The organism is Aquipseudomonas alcaligenes NBRC 14159 (assembly GCF_000467105.1).
Taxonomy (GTDB): domain Bacteria; phylum Pseudomonadota; class Gammaproteobacteria; order Pseudomonadales; family Pseudomonadaceae; genus Aquipseudomonas; species Aquipseudomonas alcaligenes.
Genome location: NZ_BATI01000007.1, coordinates 111,448 through 129,016 on the forward strand (window position 1 = coordinate 111,448; position 17,569 = coordinate 129,016).

Annotated in this window: 15 protein-coding genes; 13 read left to right on the forward strand and 2 right to left on the reverse strand. The window is 66.0% G+C overall.

The window, feature by feature from the left end:
* The first annotated feature begins 2 nt into the window (after positions 1–2).
* The 7 genes from PA6_RS05075 (at position 3) to PA6_RS05100 (ending at position 9,689) form a co-directional block, all read left to right on the forward strand.
* Positions 3–1,589 (forward strand): YdgA family protein, encoded by a 1,587-nt coding sequence (locus PA6_RS05075; protein WP_021699809.1) that lies wholly within the window; start codon positions 3–5, stop codon positions 1,587–1,589.
* Positions 1,590–1,767: 178 nt separating this feature from the next.
* A complete protein-coding gene (locus PA6_RS22665) occupies positions 1,768–1,860 on the forward strand; it encodes a potassium-transporting ATPase subunit F (RefSeq protein ID WP_081693939.1) in 93 nt (30 codons plus the stop codon).
* Positions 1,861–1,868: 8 nt separating this feature from the next.
* Positions 1,869–3,557: a potassium-transporting ATPase subunit KdpA gene (gene kdpA, locus PA6_RS05080; RefSeq protein WP_021699810.1), complete on the forward strand. Its 1,689-nt coding sequence runs from the start codon at positions 1,869–1,871 to the stop codon at positions 3,555–3,557.
* A gap of 9 nt (positions 3,558–3,566) precedes the next feature.
* Entirely contained in the window at positions 3,567–5,633 is a 2,067-nt protein-coding gene (gene kdpB / locus PA6_RS05085) for a potassium-transporting ATPase subunit KdpB (protein ID WP_370453077.1), read from the forward strand.
* A 137-nt stretch (positions 5,634–5,770) separates the two neighbouring features.
* On the forward strand, positions 5,771–6,346 hold the full coding sequence (gene kdpC / locus PA6_RS05090) for a potassium-transporting ATPase subunit KdpC (protein ID WP_021699812.1): 576 nt from the start codon (positions 5,771–5,773) through the stop codon (positions 6,344–6,346).
* Complete coding sequence (locus tag PA6_RS05095; RefSeq protein ID WP_021699813.1) at positions 6,343–9,000, forward strand: sensor histidine kinase; 2,658 nt, start codon at positions 6,343–6,345, stop codon at positions 8,998–9,000. The genes kdpC and PA6_RS05095 overlap by 4 nt, the downstream gene beginning before the upstream one ends.
* A complete protein-coding gene (locus PA6_RS05100; protein ID WP_021699814.1) occupies positions 8,997–9,689 on the forward strand; it encodes a response regulator in 693 nt (230 codons plus the stop codon). Before PA6_RS05095 ends, PA6_RS05100 begins: the two co-directional genes overlap by 4 nt.
* A gap of 22 nt (positions 9,690–9,711) precedes the next feature.
* Here PA6_RS05100 and PA6_RS05105 read toward each other — a convergent pair whose 3' ends face one another.
* Positions 9,712–10,713 (reverse strand): patatin-like phospholipase family protein, encoded by a 1,002-nt coding sequence (locus PA6_RS05105; RefSeq protein WP_021699815.1) that lies wholly within the window; start codon positions 10,711–10,713, stop codon positions 9,712–9,714.
* A 141-nt stretch (positions 10,714–10,854) separates the two neighbouring features.
* Here PA6_RS05105 and PA6_RS05110 point away from each other — a divergent pair, with 141 nt between their 5' ends.
* The 6 genes from PA6_RS05110 to PA6_RS05135 all read left to right on the forward strand — a co-directional run bounded on the left by PA6_RS05110 (position 10,855) and on the right by PA6_RS05135 (position 16,606).
* Complete coding sequence (locus tag PA6_RS05110) at positions 10,855–11,133, forward strand: hypothetical protein (RefSeq protein ID WP_021699816.1); 279 nt, start codon at positions 10,855–10,857, stop codon at positions 11,131–11,133.
* A gap of 2 nt (positions 11,134–11,135) precedes the next feature.
* Positions 11,136–11,744 (forward strand): flavin reductase family protein, encoded by a 609-nt coding sequence (locus PA6_RS05115; RefSeq protein ID WP_021699817.1) that lies wholly within the window; start codon positions 11,136–11,138, stop codon positions 11,742–11,744.
* 92 nt (positions 11,745–11,836) lie between these two features.
* The gene (locus PA6_RS05120; RefSeq protein WP_021699818.1) at positions 11,837–12,754 is read left to right on the forward strand and encodes an AAA family ATPase; all 918 of its coding nucleotides are present in this window, start codon (positions 11,837–11,839) and stop codon (positions 12,752–12,754) included.
* Positions 12,754–13,713, forward strand: coding sequence for a DUF58 domain-containing protein (locus tag PA6_RS05125; protein WP_021699819.1), 960 nt, complete (start codon positions 12,754–12,756; stop codon positions 13,711–13,713). The genes PA6_RS05120 and PA6_RS05125 overlap by 1 nt, the downstream gene beginning before the upstream one ends.
* On the forward strand, positions 13,710–15,734 hold the full coding sequence (locus PA6_RS05130) for a transglutaminase TgpA family protein (protein WP_021699820.1): 2,025 nt from the start codon (positions 13,710–13,712) through the stop codon (positions 15,732–15,734). The genes PA6_RS05125 and PA6_RS05130 overlap by 4 nt, the downstream gene beginning before the upstream one ends.
* Before the next feature lie 74 nt (positions 15,735–15,808).
* Complete coding sequence (locus PA6_RS05135; protein ID WP_021699821.1) at positions 15,809–16,606, forward strand: acyl-CoA thioesterase; 798 nt, start codon at positions 15,809–15,811, stop codon at positions 16,604–16,606.
* Here the strand turns inward: PA6_RS05135 and PA6_RS05140 are convergent.
* Complete coding sequence (locus PA6_RS05140) at positions 16,603–17,406, reverse strand: TatD family hydrolase (RefSeq protein WP_021699822.1); 804 nt, start codon at positions 17,404–17,406, stop codon at positions 16,603–16,605. The genes PA6_RS05135 and PA6_RS05140 overlap by 4 nt on opposite strands.
* Positions 17,407–17,569: the final 163 nt, after the last annotated feature.

A 17,569-nucleotide genomic window follows, 5' to 3' on the forward strand; every position in this document is an offset into this window, starting at 1 on the left:
CCATGAAGAAATCTGCAGGTATCGTTGTAGGCGCAGTTGTTGCCGTCGCCGCCATTGGCGTGGGCGGCGCCTGGTACACCGGCAACCAGTTGCCCTCGGTGCTGGACGAGTCGATCAAGCAGGCCAATGCCGATATGGCCAAGACCCTGCCGGCGCTGGGCCTGGATGCGTCCATCGAGTTGCTCTCGCTGGATCGCCAGTTCTTCAGCAGCAACGCGCGCTATCGCATCACCTTCAACGGCTCGCTCGACGGCGAAGCGCCGCAGCAGTTCGAACTGGTGATCAACGACCGTATCGAACACGGTCCTTTCCCGCTGTCGCGCCTCAAGGCGTTCAAGCTGCTGCCGGTCATGGCCACCAGCAATTACGCCCTGGAAACCAGCCCAGCCCTGGAACAATGGTTTGCCGCCAGCCACGGCAAATCGCCGGTGGAAGGCCAGGCCAGCCTGGGTTACGACCGTTCCGTGTCCGGCAACCTGCGTCTGAACCCGGTCCAGGTAGCCCTGGATGAAGACAGCAACCTGGATTTCAGCGGCCTGAACATCGACTTCGACAGCTCGGCCGAAGCCAAGCAGATCGAAGCCAGCGGCCTGATGGACAGCCTCAAGGTCAGCACCAAGCTGAGTGACAGTCCGGAAGCGCTGAGCATCGAGTTCAAGGGCCTGACCCTGAACAGCCAGACCGAGAAGGGCAGCAGCGACTTCTACCTGGGCCGCAACGAAGTCAAGCTGCAGACCGCTCAGCTGGTGATCGGCGCCAACGCCCCGATCCTGGCCAAGGACATTTCCCAGCTCGACGAGACCAGCGAAGCCGACGGCAAGCTGGCCGCCCGTTCCACCTACAAGATCGGCATGGTCAGCTACCAGGGCCAGGACATCGGTGGCATGGACATGGTCTCCAGCGTGAAGAACATCGATGCGGCGGCCCTGCAATCGCTGCTGGCGCTGTACAGCGACATCATCAAGAGCACCGGCCAGCTGCAGCAGGCCAGCCTGGAAGCCGAGGACGATCTGCCGCAACTGTCCGAGGCGCAAAAGGCCCAGCTGATGGTGGACCTGGAGAAACTGCTGGCCGCCAATCCGGGGATCGCCCTGGAGAAGCTGGCGTTCAAGACCGCCAACGGTGAAAGCAGCGTGAGCCTGGCCCTGGACTTCGCCAAGCCCGAGTCCTTCGAACTGCCGGCCCCGGAGCTGGCCAAGCAGCTGATCACCCAGCTGGACGCCAAGGTCGCCGTTTCCAAGGCGATGATGAGCGACGTGATCGGCTTGCAAGCGACCTTCGCCGGCGAAACCGACAAGGAAGCGGTTGCCCAGCAGGCGTCGATGATGACCGAGATGGCCAGCGGCATGGCGCTGTCCACCGAGCTGGCCAAGCTGGAGGGTGACAACATCGTCACCAGCCTGCATTACGCCGACGACAAGGTGGACTTCAACGGCAAGCAGATGAGCGTCGAGGAATTCGTCGCTATGGCCTTCGCCAGCGGCGCCGGTCTGGGCATGGGTGGCGCTGCCATGGGTGCAGAAGACCCGGCCATGCAGGAGCTGCAACTGGAGGAGGAAAGCGTCGAGGAACAGGTTCCCGTCGAATAACCTCGTGCAGTCATGCAAAAGGCCCGCAGCGATGCGGGCCTTTTTTTTTGCGCGGTCATTTCGGTCCGCGATCTTTACGCATTCTTTATGCGCAGCGCTCCAAGGCCAATCGCTCCTTTACGCGCCTCGGCAGAACAATGCCGGCAAGGCGGTACAGACCGCATAACGGAGCACACACATGAGCATTCTTGACGGGGTGTCCCTGGGCCTGGTCCTGGGGCTTTTCATTTATTTGCTGGTTGCGCTGCTGCGCGCCGGACGGCAGAGCTAGGAGGCCCCATGCAAGTCCAAGACTACTGGCTGATTCTGGCCTTCTTCGCGCTGGTGCTGGTGCCGGCACCTTTCCTCGGGCGCTATTTCTTCAACGCCATGGAAGGCAAGCGCAACTTGCTAAGCCCCGTACTGCAACCGCCGGAGCGCCTGTGCTACCGGGTGTCCGGGGTCGACCCCGAGCGTGAGCAGGACTGGAAGACCTACAGTCTGGCGCTGCTGGCCTTCAGTGCGGTCAGCCTGGTGGTGCTGTTCACCATCCTCATGCTGCAGCACCTGCTGCCGCTCAATCCGCAGCAACTGCCGGGCCTGGAGTGGACCCTGGCGTTCAACACTGCGGTGAGTTTCGTCACCAATACCAACTGGCAGGCCTATAGCGGTGAGGCGGCGCTGAGTTACTTCAGCCAGATGATCGGCCTGGGCGTGCAGAACTTCGTCAGCCCGGCCGTCGGCCTGGCCATCTTGGTGGCCTTCGCCCGTGGCATTGCGCGCAAGTCCAGCGGCGGCATCGGCAACTTCTGGGTTGATGTGACCCGCGCCGTGCTCTATGTGCTGCTGCCGTTCTGCGTGCTGCTGGCCATCTTCCTGGTCTGGCAGGGCGTGCCGCAGACCTTCATGGATTACGTGCAGGCCAAGACCCTGCTGGGCGCCGACCAGAGCATCCCGCTCGGCCCGGCCGCCAGTCAGATCGCCATCAAGCAGCTGGGCACCAACGGTGGTGGATTCTTCGGCGTCAACTCGGCGCACCCCTTCGAGAACCCGACCGCCTGGGCCAACCTGTTCGAGGTGGCGTCGATCATCCTGATCCCGGCCGCCCTGGTGTTCACCTTCGGCCATTACGTCAAGGACCTGCGTCAGAGCCGCGCCATCCTGGCCAGCATGCTGATCCTGTTCGTCACCAGCCTTGGCGTCACCCTGTGGGCCGAATACCAGCCGAACCCCGCCCTGGCGGCGCTGCCGATCGAACAGGCCGGCTCGCTGGAGGGCAAGGAAGCGCGCTTCGGCACCATCGCCTCGGCACTCTGGGCGGTGACCACCACGGCGGCCTCCAATGGTTCGGTCAGCGCCATGCACGACAGCTTCAGCGCCATCGGCGGCATGCTGCCGATGTTCAACATGATGCTTGGCGAGGTGATTTTCGGCGGCGTCGGCGCCGGCCTGTACGGCATGCTGCTGTTCGTCCTGATTGCCGTGTTCCTCGCAGGGCTGATGATCGGCCGCACTCCGGAATACCTGGGTAAGAAGCTGGAGGCCAAGGAAGTCCGCTTGCTGGTCGCCACCCTGCTGGTGATGCCGGTCGGTGTGCTGGTGTTCTGCGCCCTGGCGGTGAGCCTGGACGGCCCGGCGGCTTCCATCACCAACCCGGGCGCCCACGGCTTCAGCCAGGCGCTGTATGCCTACACCTCGGGTACCGCCAACAACGGTTCGGCCTTCGCCGGTTTTGGCGCCAATACGCCATTCCACAACCTGATGATCGGGCTGGCCATGCTGCTCGGGCGTTTCGGCTACATCCTGCCGATCCTGGCCATTGCCGGCAGCCTGGCGGCGAAGAAGCGTGCGCCGGTGGACGGCAACAGCTTCCCGACCCACGGCCCGCTGTTTGTCACCCTGCTGGTACTGACCATCCTGCTGGTCGGTGGCCTGACCTTCCTGCCGGCGCTGGCCCTGGGCCCACTGGCCGAACACCTGGCGTTCTAACGGAGAACCATGATGAATGCCCCTGTAAAGGCGCAACAAGGCGCCAAGACCCCCAAAAACCAGGCCAAGACCAGTTTCGCCGCGCTGTGGAAACCGGCTTTGAAGCAGGCCTTTGTCAAGCTCGACCCGCGCCAGCTGCTGCGTTCGCCGGTGATGCTGGTGGTGGAGATCACCGCCGTTCTTACCACGGTGCTGTGCTTCGTGCCTAACCCCGCCGTCTCGACCGGCCTGGCCGTGCAGATCGCCCTGTGGCTGTGGTTTACCGTGCTCTTCGCCAACTTCGCCGAAGCCCTGGCCGAAGGCCGTGGCAAGGCCCGCGCCGATAGCCTCAAGGCTGGCAGCCAGGGGCTGACCGCGCGGCGCAAGGTCGGTGATGAGCAGTACCAGGTGGTTGCCGCCAGCCAGCTGCGCCGCGGCGATATCGTGCGCGTCGAGGCCGGCGAGCTGATCCCCGGCGATGGCGAGGTGATCGAGGGCATTGCCGCAGTCAACGAGGCGGCCATCACCGGTGAATCCGCGCCGGTGATCCGTGAGTCCGGCGGCGACCGCTCGGCAGTCACCGGCAACACCCGCGTGGTGTCGGACTGGCTGCTGGTGAAGATCACCGCCAACCCGGGCGAGTCGACCCTGGATCGCATGATCGCCCTGGTCGAGGGTGCCAAGCGGCAGAAGACCCCCAACGAGGTGGCGCTGGACATCCTGCTGATCGGCCTGACCCTGATCTTCCTGCTGGTGGTGGCCACCCTGCAGCCGTTTGCCCGCTATGCCGACGGCGACCTGCCGCTCGTATACCTGGCCGCACTGCTGGTGACGCTGATTCCCACCACCATCGGCGGGTTGCTCTCGGCCATCGGCATCGCCGGCATGGACCGCCTGGTGCGCCTCAATGTGATCGCCAAGTCCGGCCGCGCGGTGGAGGCCGCGGGGGATGTGCATGTGCTGCTGCTGGACAAGACCGGCACCATCACCTTCGGCAACCGCCGTTGCAGCGCGGTGATCAAGGCCCCTGGTATCAACGGCAAGGAGCTGGGTGAAGCGGCACTGCTGGCTTCCCTGGCTGACGATACCCCGGAAGGTAAATCCATCGTCGAGTACCTGCGTCCACTGACCACGCTGCGAGAGCCGGCGCGCAGCGAAGTCAAGGCTATCGCCTTCAGCGCCGAGACTCGCCTGTCCGGCGTCGACTGGAACGGTCACAGCTATCGCAAGGGCGCGGTGGATGCCGTGCTGCTCTACCTCGGCCTGAGCCGCGAGGAGATGCCGGCGCCGCTGGCCCGCGAAGTGGAGAAGATCGCCCAGAGCGGCGGCACGCCGCTGCTGGTAGCCGGCGACGGCCAACTGCTAGGCGCCATTCACCTCAAGGACGTGGTCAAGCCGGGCATTCGCGAGCGCTTCGCCGAGCTGCGTAGCCTGGGCATCCGCACCGTGATGGTGACCGGCGACAACCCGCTGACTGCCGCCGCTATCGCCGCCGAGGCTGGCGTGGATGACCTGATCGCCGAGGCTACGCCGGAGAAGAAGCTGCAGCGCATCCGTGCCGAGCAGGCCGAAGGCAAGATGGTCGCCATGTGCGGCGACGGCGCCAACGATGCCCCGGCGCTGGCCCAGGCCGACGTCGGCCTGGCGATGAACGACGGCACCCAGGCCGCCCGCGAGGCCGCCAACCTGGTCGACCTGGACTCGGACCCGACCAAGCTGCTCGACGTGGTGCAGGTGGGCAAGGCGCTGCTGGTCACCCGTGGCGCGCTGACTACCTTCTCGGTGGCCAACGACGTGGCCAAGTACTTCGCCATCCTCCCGGCGCTGTTCGCCGGTATCTACCCGCAGCTCGGCGCGCTCAACCTGATGCAACTGCACAGCCCGCAGAGCGCCATCCTCTCGGCCATCGTGTTCAACGCGCTGATCATCATCGCGCTGATCCCCCTGGCCCTGCGCGGGGTGCGGGTCAAGGCCCCGGACGCCGCCAGCCTGCTACGGCGCAACCTGCTGATCTACGGCCTGGGCGGCATCCTCGCACCCTTCGTCGGGATCAAGGTTATCGACGCGCTGCTGGTGGCGGTGGGGCTGGTGCAGTGATTTTCCTCCCCTCTCCCGCTTGCGGGAGAGGGGCCGGGGGAGAGGGTAATGGCACACAGAAGCCCTCTCCCTAACCCTCTCCCATAAATGGGAGAGGGGACTGATTCGGTGTAAACCTGAAGATTCGGAGAACCATCATGCTTAAACAATTCCGCCCGGCCATCGCCATGCTGGGCCTGATGACCCTGGTGACCGGCGTGGCTTATCCGCTGGCGGTCACCGGCGTGGCCCAGCTGGCCTTCCCCGAGCAGGCCAACGGCAGCCTGGTGCGCGATGCTCAGGGCGAGGTGCGCGGCAGTACGCTGCTGGCACAGAACTTCGAGGGCGACCAGTGGTTCCAGCCGCGGCCTTCCGTCGCCGCTTTCGCCACCGTGGCCAGCGGCGCCAGCAATCTGGCACCGAGCAACCCGGCCCTGGCCGAACGCATCGCCCAGGACGCCCAGCACCTGGTCGGCGAGGGCGTCGCGCCAGTGCCGATGCAACTGGTCACCACCTCCGGCAGCGGTCTCGACCCGCATCTGTCGCCGGCAGCCGCGCGCTGGCAGATCGCCCGCGTCGCCGCGGCTCGCGGCATCCCGGCAAATAACCTGGAACGCCTGGTCGAGCAGCACACCGAGCGGCCCCTGGTGGGCCCTGCCGTGGTCAACGTGCTGGCGCTGAACCTGGCGCTGGCGGACAATCGCGCCCCTATTCGTCATGAGAACACCCCATGAGTGATGCGTTGCGCGCCGATGCGCTGCTGGCCGAGATGCCCCGCGAGGGACGTGGCCGGCTCAAGGTCTTCCTCGGCGCGGCGCCCGGTGTGGGCAAGACCTTCGCCATGCTGCAGGCGGCCCAGGCGCAGCAGCGTCAGGGCATCGACCTGCGCGTCGGCGTGGCCGAAACCCACGGCCGTGCGGAAACCGAGGCCATGCTCACCGGCCTGCCACAACAGCCGTTGCGGCACCTGGAATATCGCGGCGTAGCGCTGGCCGAGATGGACCTCGATGGCCTGCTGGCCAATCCGCCCAAGCTGGTACTGGTCGACGAGCTGGCTCACAGCAATGCACCGGGCAGCCGCCATGCCAAGCGCTGGCAGGATGTGCAGGAGCTGCTCGACGCCGGTATCGACGTCTACACCACGGTCAACGTCCAGCACCTGGAGGCACTCAACGACCAGGTGCGCGACATCACCGGTGTGCAGGTCCGCGAAACCTTGCCCGACTGGGTGCTGCAGGAAGCCGATGAAATCCTGCTGGTCGACCTGCCGCCGCGCGAGCTGCTGGAGCGCCTGCGCGAGGGCAAGGTGTACGTACCGGAGCAGGCGCGCGCCGCGATCGACGCCTTCTTCAGCCAGACCAACCTCACCGCGCTGCGTGAGCTGGCCATGCAGACGGCGGCGGCCCGGGTCGACGCCGACCTCAACCGGCGTTACCGCCAGCAGGGCCAGGAAGCGCCGAGCGTGCGTGGCCGCCTGCTGCTCGGTATCGAGGGCGATGCCCAGGCCGAGCGTCTGGTGCGCCACGCCAGCCGGGTGGCGGAGCGGCGTCATCTGCCCTGGTCGGTGGTGCATGTGGACACCGGCGCGGAGCGTGACGAGGAACGTCTGGGCAACCTGCAGGCCGCCCAGCAGCTGGCCGAACGCCTGGGCGGCGAGGTGGTGCTGTTGCGCGGCAGTTCGGTGGCCGACACCCTGATCGAGCATGCGCGCGAGCGTCGCGCCAGCCTGATTCTGGTCGGTCGCAGTCGGCAGCGATTGCGCCGGCGCTGGCGTTTCGGACGTGGCCTGGCCGAGCGTCTGCTGAGCCTGGGCGAGGGCCTGGAAATCAGCGTGCTGGACACCGAAGCCGAGCGTGCCCAGGGCAGTTCGCGTGCCCGTGCGGCACTGCCGTGGCGCGACTATCTGCTGGCACCGCTGGCTGCAGTACTGGCCTCCGGCCTGGCCCTGGGGCTGTCGCGGCTACTGGAGTTGCCGAACATCTCGCTGATCTTCCTCGCCGCCGTGCTGGTGGTGGCGGTGCGCAGCTCCCTGGGCCCGGCGCTGCTGTGTGCCGGGCTGTCGTTCCTGGCCTACAACCTGCTGTTCATCGAACCGCTGCTGTCGCTGAAGATTGCCCGCCAGGAGGATGTGCTGACCCTGGTGTTCTTCCTGCTGATGGCGGCGCTCACCGGCAACCTGGCGACCCGCCAGCGCCGACAGCTGCAGAGCTTGCGCCGGACCCAGGCGGAGACCACGGCGCTGCTGGAGCTGTCGCGCAAGCTGACGGCGGCCACTGACCGCCAGGCCGTGTTGAGCGCGGCTATGCAGCAGTTCGCTCTGTGGTCCGACGTCGAAGTCAGCCTGCTGTCCCGTAGCCGGGATGGCATCTGGAAGGTCGAGGCCGGCGTGCAGCGCCTGCTCAACGAGCAGGAGCGTGCTGCTGCCGACTGGTCCTGGCAGCACGGCCAGCCGGCCGGCCTGGGCAGCGGCACGCTGCCGAACGGCCGCTGGTGGTGGTGGCCGCTGGCAGGCGAAGAGGGCCCACTGGCTCTGCTCGGCATCGCACCCAAGGACGAGCGCCCGCTCAGCCCGGAACGCCGCCGGTTGATCGCCGCCCTCGGCCAGCCGCTGGCTCAGGCGCTGGAGCGTGCGCAGCTGGCCGAGGACCTGGAAGCGGCGCGCCTGCACGGGCAGACCGAGGAACTGCGCAGCGCATTGCTGGCCTCGGTGTCGCACGACCTGCGCACGCCGCTGACCGCCATGCGTGGCTCGATTGACAGCCTGCTGGCACTGGGCGAGCAGATTCCCCTGAGCGACCGGCGCGAGCTGCTCGAGGGCACACGTGACGAGGCCGAGCGCCTCGACCGTTACATCCAGAACCTGCTGGACATGACCCGGCTCGGCCACGGTGGTCTCAAGCTCGCGCGTGACTGGGTGGCGCCGGCAGACATAGTCGCCAGTGCGGTGCAGCGCTTGCGTCCGGTGCTGGCGCCGCTGCAGCTGGAACTGCTGGTGCCGCAGCAACTGCCGTTGCTCTATGTACACGCGGCGCTGATCGAGCAGGCGCTGGTCAATGTGCTGGAGAACGCCGCGCGTTTCTCGCCCGCTCAGGGGCGCCTGCAGCTGGCCGTGGAGGCCGACCAGGACGAGCTGCGTATCCTCGTGGCCGACCAGGGGCCGGGCATTCCCGAGGCAGAACGGGAAAAGATCTTCGATATGTTTTATACCGCCGCCAGGGGCGACCGCGGCGGGCAGGGCACCGGCCTGGGGCTGGCGATCTGCCAGGGCATGGTTGGCGCCCACGGTGGCCGGGTGACGGTGGGCGAAGGGCTGGATGGCCGCGGCGCCTGCCTGACCCTGCATCTGCCGCTGCATCCGCAACCCCAGCTGGAAGACGAATCCGCATGAGTGGCCATGGCGCAACCCTTCTGGTGATCGATGACGAGGCGCAGATTCGCAAGTTCCTGCGTATCAGCCTCAGCGCGCAGGGCTACCAGGTGGTGGAGGCCGGCACCGGTCGCGACGGCCTGGCGCAGGCTGCCCTGACAAAGCCGGACCTGGTGGTGCTGGACCTTGGCCTGCCGGATATGGACGGCAAGGACGTGCTCGCCGAGCTGCGCGAATGGTCGCAGGTGCCGGTGCTGGTACTCTCGGTGCGGGCCAGCGAGGGCGAGAAGGTGCTGGCGCTGGATGGTGGCGCCAATGATTACGTGACCAAGCCCTTCGCCATCCAGGAATTCCTTGCGCGGGTGCGCGTACTGCTGCGTCAGGCCGGAGCCGGCGAGCCGGAGGCGGCGCGCATAGCGAGCGGCCCGCTGTGTGTGGATTTCGCCTACCGGCGGGTCACTCTGGACGATGTCGAGGTTGCGCTGACGCGCAAGGAGTACGCGGTGCTGGCCATGCTCGCCCGCCACATCGGCCGGGTGGTGACCCAGCAGCAGCTGCTCAAGGACATCTGGGGGCCGACCCACGTCGAGGACAGCCACTACCTGCGCGTGGTGGTAGGGCACCTGCGGCAGAAGCTCGGCGATGATCCGGCCGCCCCCCGCTTCATCGTTACCGAGGCCGGCGTCGGTTACCGCCTACGCGAGCTGTAGTCCGCGCTGGCTGAGCGGTGCGTCAGCCGTGTTCGCGCTCGTACTTGTCGAGGGTGTCGTTGGCGATCTGCCGGCCGAGCATGATCAGCTCCGGCGCTTTGTGGAACTCGAAGAAGCGGCACACGCGCTTGGGTACGTTGATCAGGATGTCCGGCGGATAGCCGGCGATCTTGTACTGGGCCAGCGAAGTCTGCATGGCCTCGAAGCTCTGGTTGACCAGCTCCAGCAGCGAGGCCGGGCCGACGTTGCCGAGCACCTGCGAGCTGCTGGCCGACTTGGGCGCGCTGTCTTCGTGATCCTTGGGCGGCTTCGGCTCGATCCAGGGGTTGTCCGTCTCGGTGAGCAAACGTTCGCCTTCTTCCTCGTCCGTATCGCGGCGGAGGAAGGGCAGACGGGCGCTGAGCGAGCCCATCAGCTGGTCGATCTTGCCCTTGAACGCCGCCGGCCGCTCTATTACCGGCAGGCTGTACTGTTTCTGGTTCAACGAGTTGAGGTTGACCGCGACGATCAGGTCGCAGTGGCTGGACACCACCGGCACGATGGGCAGCGGATTGAGCAGGCCGCCGTCGACCAGCATGCGCGAGCCCTGGGTGACCGGTGTGAACAGGCTGGGAATGGCCGCCGAAGCGCGCATGGCCTTGTGCAGGCAGCCTTCCTGGAACCAGATTTCCTGCTGGTTGGTCAGGTCGGTGGCGACGGCGGTGTAGGGAATGGCGAGTTGTTCGATGTCGATCTCGCCAACGATCTCGTGGATCTTGCCGAACACCTTCTCGCCACGGATGGCGCCCAGGCGGAAACTGACGTCGAGCAGGCGCAGCACATCCAGGTAGTCCAGGCTCTCGGTCCACTCGCGATATTCGTCGAGCTTGCCAGCGGCATAGATACCGCCTACCACGGCGCCCATGGAACAGCCGGCGATGCAGCCGATCTCGTAGCCGCGCGCCTCCAGCGCCTCGATCACGCCGATATGGGCATAACCGCGAGCCCCGCCCGAGCCCAGTACCAGGGCCACTTTCTTGTTCATTGGCAAATCCCCCACAGAAGCGTCGAACATACCCGCGCAGAGCGGTTGCGCCAAGGACGGCTTTGCTAGAATCGGCTGCGCCGGGCACTTTGCCCGCACGTGGGTATCCAAGCCGTACACCCGTTTCCCAGGAGAGAGAAGATGACGAGAATCGCCACCCTGGCCCTGTTGGCCCTGGTCCTCAGCGGTTGCGCCGCCAAGACCGCCTACCGTGACAGTTGCGCCAACCAGCTGGATGCCGCCTGGCGCGAGCTGGACCTGGCCAAGGCCGAAGGCTTCGCGGGGACCGTGAGCTACTCCAAGGCACTGACGCTGCTGACCGGCGCCAAGACCTCGCAGCAGTTCGAGGGTTACCAGAGCTGCACGCGCAATGCCGAGAAAGCGCGCTTCTACATCCGCGAATCGCGTGCCGGGCGCTGAAGATGTTGCTCGATTTCGCTCAGCTGAGCGTGCTGGAGGCCTACCGCTGGCTGGCTGCGACCGTCACGCCGCGGCCCATCGCCTGGGTCTCGACGCGCTCGCCCGAGGGCGTCGACAACCTGGCGCCGTTCAGCTTCTTCCAGGTGATCAGTGATCAGCCGCCGACCCTGATGATCAACGTCGGCAGCCGTGACGACGGCAGCCTCAAGGACAGCCTGCGCAATGCGCGTGATACCGGCGAGCTGGTGATCCAGCTGGTGCCCTTTGCCCTGGCCGAGGCGATGAACGCCACGGCCGCGCTGCTCGGTCCGCAAGTCAGCGAGTTCGAGCAGTGCGGCATCGCCCGCGAGGCTTCGTTGCGCGTGGCACCGCCGCGAGTGGCCGCTGCACCGGTGGTGTTCGAGTGTCGGGTGGCGGAGATCCAGCCCTATCCGCGGCAGGCGCCGAACTGCCACCTGATCTTCGCCGAAGTCTTGCTGGCACATATCGATGAGGCGGTTCTGGATGGCGAAGGGCGTATCGACCCGGCTCGCCTCGACCTGGTCGGCCGCCTCGGTGGCAGCGGTTATACCCGCACGCGCGATATTTTCCGCATGCAACGGCCATCCTGATCCGTCGCACAGTTTCGTCAGCAACTGTTTCATGGCGCTTTGCCGGGCCGGTGTCGCCCAGTAGCATCGGCAGACTGGAACAGGAGCGAATGATGCGGACGAAACTGGATGCGGTACTGCACGAGGTCAACCAGGTGCTGCTGGGCAAGGAGCCGCAGGTGCGCCTGGCGCTGACCTGCTTGCTGGCGCGTGGTCACCTGCTGATCGAGGACCTGCCCGGCATGGGCAAGACCACCCTGAGCCAGGCCCTGGCGCGGGTGCTGGGGTTGTCCTACCAGCGCATCCAGTTCACCTCCGACCTGCTGCCCGGCGACATTCTTGGCACCTCGGTATTCGACAAGGACAGCGGCCAGTTCGTTTTCCACCCCGGGCCGATCTTTGCCGAGCTGGTGCTGGCCGACGAAATCAACCGAGCCACGCCGAAGAGCCAGAGCTCGTTGCTGGAGGCCATGGAGGAGGGCCAGGTGACCATCGAGGGGGCCACCCGCCCGCTGCCGGAGCCTTTCTTCGTGATTGCCACACAGAACCCGGTCAGTTCCGGCGGCACTTTTGCCCTGCCGGAATCGCAGCTGGACCGTTTCCTCATGCGCCTCTCGCTGGGCTATCCGGCCCGGGCCGCCGAGCGCGCGTTGCTGCTCGGCGAAGCCCGTCGTGATCTGTTGCCGCGTCTCGAACCGATCCTCGATCATGCCGAGCTCGCGGCGATCCAGGCCCTGATTCCGCAGGTACGCACCAGCGACGCCCTGGTTGACTATGTGCTGCGCCTGGTCGAGGCCACGCGCAGCGAGGCGCAGTTCGCCTGGGGGCTGTCGCCGCGGGCCAGTCTGGCGCTGCTGGCGGCGGCGCGCGCCTGGGCGTTCCTGGCCAACCGTGACTATGTGATTCCCGAGGATGTGCAGGCGGTGCTGCCCGCGGTGGTCGGTCACCGCCTGCGCGAGCGCGCCGATCCGGCCGGCCATGGTGGTGGCGCATTGGTGCAGTGGCTGCTGCGCGAAGTCTCGGCGGTGTGATGTTGCCGCTCTCGCTCAAAGCGCGCTGGCGGCGCTGGGTGGTCAGGCGAATTCCCGCAGCAGCCCAGGTGCAGCTGAACCAGCGGCGCATCTTCATCATGCCCAACCGGGTCGGCGCTGCTTTTGTGCTGGTGCTGCTGCTGATGCTGCTGGCCGGCATCAACTACGAGAACAGCCTCGCCTACGGTCTGACCTTTCTGCTCGCCGCCGTGTTCGTGGTGGCAATCCTGCACACCTATCGCAACTTTGCCGGCCTGATCCTCAAGGCCGGTGCCAGCGGTGCCGTGTTCGTCGGCGAACAGGCGCGCTTCAGGGTGCGCCTGGAAAGCGATGGCCGAGCCCACATGGCCATCGGTATTGGTTGGCCACCGCAGCCGCTGCAGACAATGGATGTACCGGCGCAAGGGCAGCGCGAATGCGAGCTGACTCAACCCGCGTTGCAGCGCGGCTGGCTGCGGCCTGAACGCCTGCGGGTGGAAAGCCATTTCCCGCTGGGCATCCTGGTGGCCTGGAGCTGGGTCGACCTGGACCAGTCGGTACTGGTCTATCCGCGACCGCTGCAGGGCGAACTGCCGCTGAGTGACGGCGGCTCACTCGACGAGGAAGACGAAGGCCAGCGCGCAACCGGCCAGGGTGCCGATGATTACCAGGGGCTGCGCAGCTACCAGCCCGGTGACTCGAAACGGCGCCTGCACTGGAAGGCGTTCTCGCGCGGCCAGGGCCTGCTGGTCAAGGACTTCGCCGCGCTCGCCGGGCGCGACCTGTGGCTGGATTTCCAGGCGCTTGGCGGTGATGCCGAGGAGCGTCTGTCGCGCCTGTGCTACTGGGTACTGCAGCTGGACGCCCGCCAGCAGGCCTATGGCCTGCGTCTGCCCGGCTGCGAGCTGGCGCCGGATCATGGCGACGCCCATCGCGAAGCCTGCCTGCGTGCCCTGGCACTCTACGGAGTTCGCACATGAGCTTCACCGCCGCCCGGCCGATCGCGGCCCGACCGATTCCGCGCATCGCGCTGACCTGGCTGCTGGTCGCGCAGGTGCTGGTGATACTGCCGCACCTGCTGCACCTGCCGCTGTGGATCATCGGTTTGTGGCTGCTGTGCGCGGGCTGGCGGATCCAGGTTTTTCGCATGCGTGCGCGTTATCCGTCGCGCCTGGAGCGAGCGGCATTGATGCTCGGTACGGCGGCGGCGGTGTTCTTCTCGCGGGGTAGCCTGGTCGGCCTGGACGGCGGTGTGCTGCTGCTGGTCGCCGCCTTCATCCTGAAGCTGGTGGAGTTGCGCAGCCGGCGCGATGCGCTGCTGCTTATCTTCCTCGGCTTCTTCGTGGTGGTGACCGGCTACCTGTTCGATGACGGCCCTCTGGCCGCTCTTTACAGCCTGCTACCGGTCACGGCGCTGCTGGCGGCGCTGATCGGCATGCAGCACAGCGGCATGGCCGAACGCCCGGCGGCCACGCTGAAGCTGGCCGGCGCGATGATGCTGCAGGCGGTGCCGCTGATGCTGTTGCTGTTTCTGTTCTTTCCGCGACTGGGGCCGTTGTGGAGTCTGCCCAACTCCTCCAAAGGCCTGACAGGGTTGTCGGACAGCATGACTCCAGGAGATGTCGCCGAGCTGAGCCGATCTTCCGCCTTGGCATTCAGGGTCAGCTTCGAGGGCGACATGCCTCCCCAGTCTCAGCTTTATTGGAGAGCACTCACGCTGGAGGCGTTCGACGGACGACGCTGGTCGCAGTCCAGCGCTGCGCGGTTGCCGATGTCTCCCAGTTGGCAGAAGGTCGGCTCCCCGATCAGCTACAGCATCGTGATGCAGCCCAGTGGCCAGAGCTGGCTATTCGCGCTTGATACAGCCGAAAGCGCCTTGTCCGGTGTCAGGCAGATGAGTGATTTCCGCCTCGAAAACAACAGGCCGGTTTTTCAGAATCTGCTCTATCAGGTGCAATCCTGGCCTGCCGCAATTAGGCAGCTGGATCTGCCCGCCGACGTCGCACAACGCACCTTGCAGCTTCCAGAGGAGGGTGACCCACGGAGTCGGTCATGGGCCCGGCAGCTCAGGCAAGAGAATGCCGATCCACAGTCCCTCGTTTCAGCGATGTTGAGGCATTTCGCGGATGAACCCTATGGCTATACGCTGAAACCACCGCCAGTGGGGCGCAACAGCATTGATGACTTCCTTTTTCGCACGCGCAAAGGCTTCTGTGCGCACTATGCAGGCGCCATGGTTTTTGTTCTTCGCGCGGCGGGCATACCCTCGCGGGTAGTAGCCGGTTATCAGGGTGGCGAGCTTAATCAGGACGGCAACTATCTTTCTGTACGGCAGCTCGATGCCCATGCATGGGTCGAATACTGGGTGGAGGGGAGAGGCTGGATCAGTGTCGACCCAACTTTCCAAGTTGCTCCTGAGCGTATCGAATTGGGTGCCGATGAAGCCTTTGCCGACGATGACGGCTTCCTAGAAGATTCACCTTTCTCTCCGCTGCATTACCGCGATCTCGCGTGGCTCAACGAGTTACGGTTCGGATGGGATAATCTCAACTACAACTGGCAACGCTGGGTTCTGGGCTACAAGAGCGAGCAGCAATTGCAGTTACTGCAACGCTGGTTCGGGACCCTCGAGTGGAGTCGTCTAGCTCTGGCGCTGGTAGGTGGGGGCGGTTTCCTGCTGGGCCTGCTGGCACTCTGGCTGTTCAAGCCCTGGCAGCGCGAGCACGATCCCCAGCAACGCCTGCTGCGGCGTTACGAGGCATTGCTGCTGCGTCATGGCGTACGGCGCGACAAGGGCGAGGGTGTGCGGGCCTTTGCCGAGCGCGCGGCGCAGCGATTGCCGCAGCAGGCGCAGGCGATCGATGCCTTTGCCCGGGCCTTCGAGGCCCAGCGCTATGCCGGTCAGCCGGCATCCCCTGAACAACTGCGTGAGCTGCTGCGCCGCCTGCGCCGGGCATTGCCCTGGCGTGCCAGGCCCACCGCGGTGGCTGATGATCGGTAATCTCGTCGCTGAATCGGCTTTCCGTCGCACCGTGCTTTTCTCTAAGCTTCAGTCAGCATGACAGGAGATTGCGCATGACCTTCGCTGAACTGATCCACGCGGTGCATACCCACCCCCAACATGTCGTTGTACCTGGGCTGTGGGGGCAGGGGCGCGCCACCTTTGGTGGCCTGGTGGCCGCCATGCTTTACGAGGCCATGCGTCTCAAGGTGCCGGCCGGGCGGCCGGTGCGCTCGCTGTCGGTGACGTTCGTCGGGCCACTACTGATGGGCGAGCCCGCGGCTTTCGAGGTGGAAGTGCTGCGTGAGGGCAAGTCGGTCAGTCAGGTGGTCGGTCGCGCCGTGCAGAACGGTGCGGTGGTGGCCATGGCCCAGGGCAGCTTCGGTGCGTCGCGGCAGTCGGCGGTACGGGTCGAGGCCGAACCGGCGCCCGCCATGAAGGCGGTCGAGGATTGCCAGGAGCTGCCTTATGCGGCGGGCATCACCCCGGAGTTCACCCGCTTCCTGGCCATGCGCTGGGGCGAGGGCGGCATACCCTTCAGCAGCACGCCGGCACGGCATATGGGCGGTTGGGTGCGCCTGCGCAGCGACGTCAGTTATGACAAGGTGACCGAAGCCCACCTGCTGGCACTGGTCGACGCCTGGCCGCCGGCGGTGCTGTCACACCTGAGCAAGCCGGCCCCCGGCAGTTCGCTGACCTGGACCATCGAATTCGTCCATCCAATCCCCAGCCTGACCACCCACGACTGGTGCCTGTACCGTGCCGAGATCGAGCATGCCCTCGATGGCTATGGCCATATCGCGGCGCGCCTGTGGACGGCCGATGGCCAGCTGCTGGCGCTCAGCCGGCAGACCACCACGGTTTTCGACTAGATCACCGGTAGCCCGAAGAAAGCCCTGGCGCAGGCTGTGCTGTGCGCTGCCAGCGTTTCCTGGCTCTCGCCACGGTGCAGCGCCACTTCGCGCAGCACCTCGGTGAGGAAGGCCGGCTCGTTATGCCCGCTCTTCGGTTTGGGCCGCAGGCTGCGTGGCAGCAGATAGGGCGCATCGCTCTCCAGCATCAGGCGACCGGCCGGAATGTCACGCAGCAGCGGGTGCAGGTGAGTGCCCCGGCGCTCGTCACAGACCCAGCCGGTGATGCCGATGTGCAGGTCGAGGTCCAGATAGCCGTACAGCGTTGCCTTGTCGCCAGTGAAACAGTGGACCACTGCCGCCGGCAGGCGGTCGCGGAACTGGCGCAGGATGCCGATGAGGCGCTCGCCGGCCTCGCGCTCGTGCAGGAACACCGGCAGCTGTAGCGCCACGGCCAGTTCCAGCTGTTCTTCCAGCGCCTTTTCCTGCAGCGGACGCGGCGAGAAGTCGCGGTTGAAATCCAGCCCGCATTCACCCACCGCGCGCACCGGCGCCTCGTCCAGCAGTGCGTGCAGCTGCCGCGCGCTGTCGGCATTCCACTGGCTGGCGTCATGCGGATGCACACCTGCCGTACTGAACAGCTGCAGACCGCTGTCGTCCAGTTCATGGCAGAAGGTCAGCGCCCGCTCGCTTTCCTCCAGGCTGGTGCCGGTCAGCACCAGCTGGCACACGCCGGCCGCTCTGGCGCGTTCGAGTACTACTTCGCGTTCCCGCGCCAGGCTGGGGTGGGTCAGGTTGACGCCGATGTCGATGAGTTGCATGGTGCTACCTCGCAATCCGAGCGGGGCAGCATAGCAGAGCCTTGCTTGCCGTAATAAAGCAAGTAAATACAGGTAGTTATGTATGCTTGTTAACGTTTATTACCAGCTCGGGCTGGCCGTTTGAGCGCCGCTGTGCCAACCTCCGCGCCCCCTGCGATGGAAC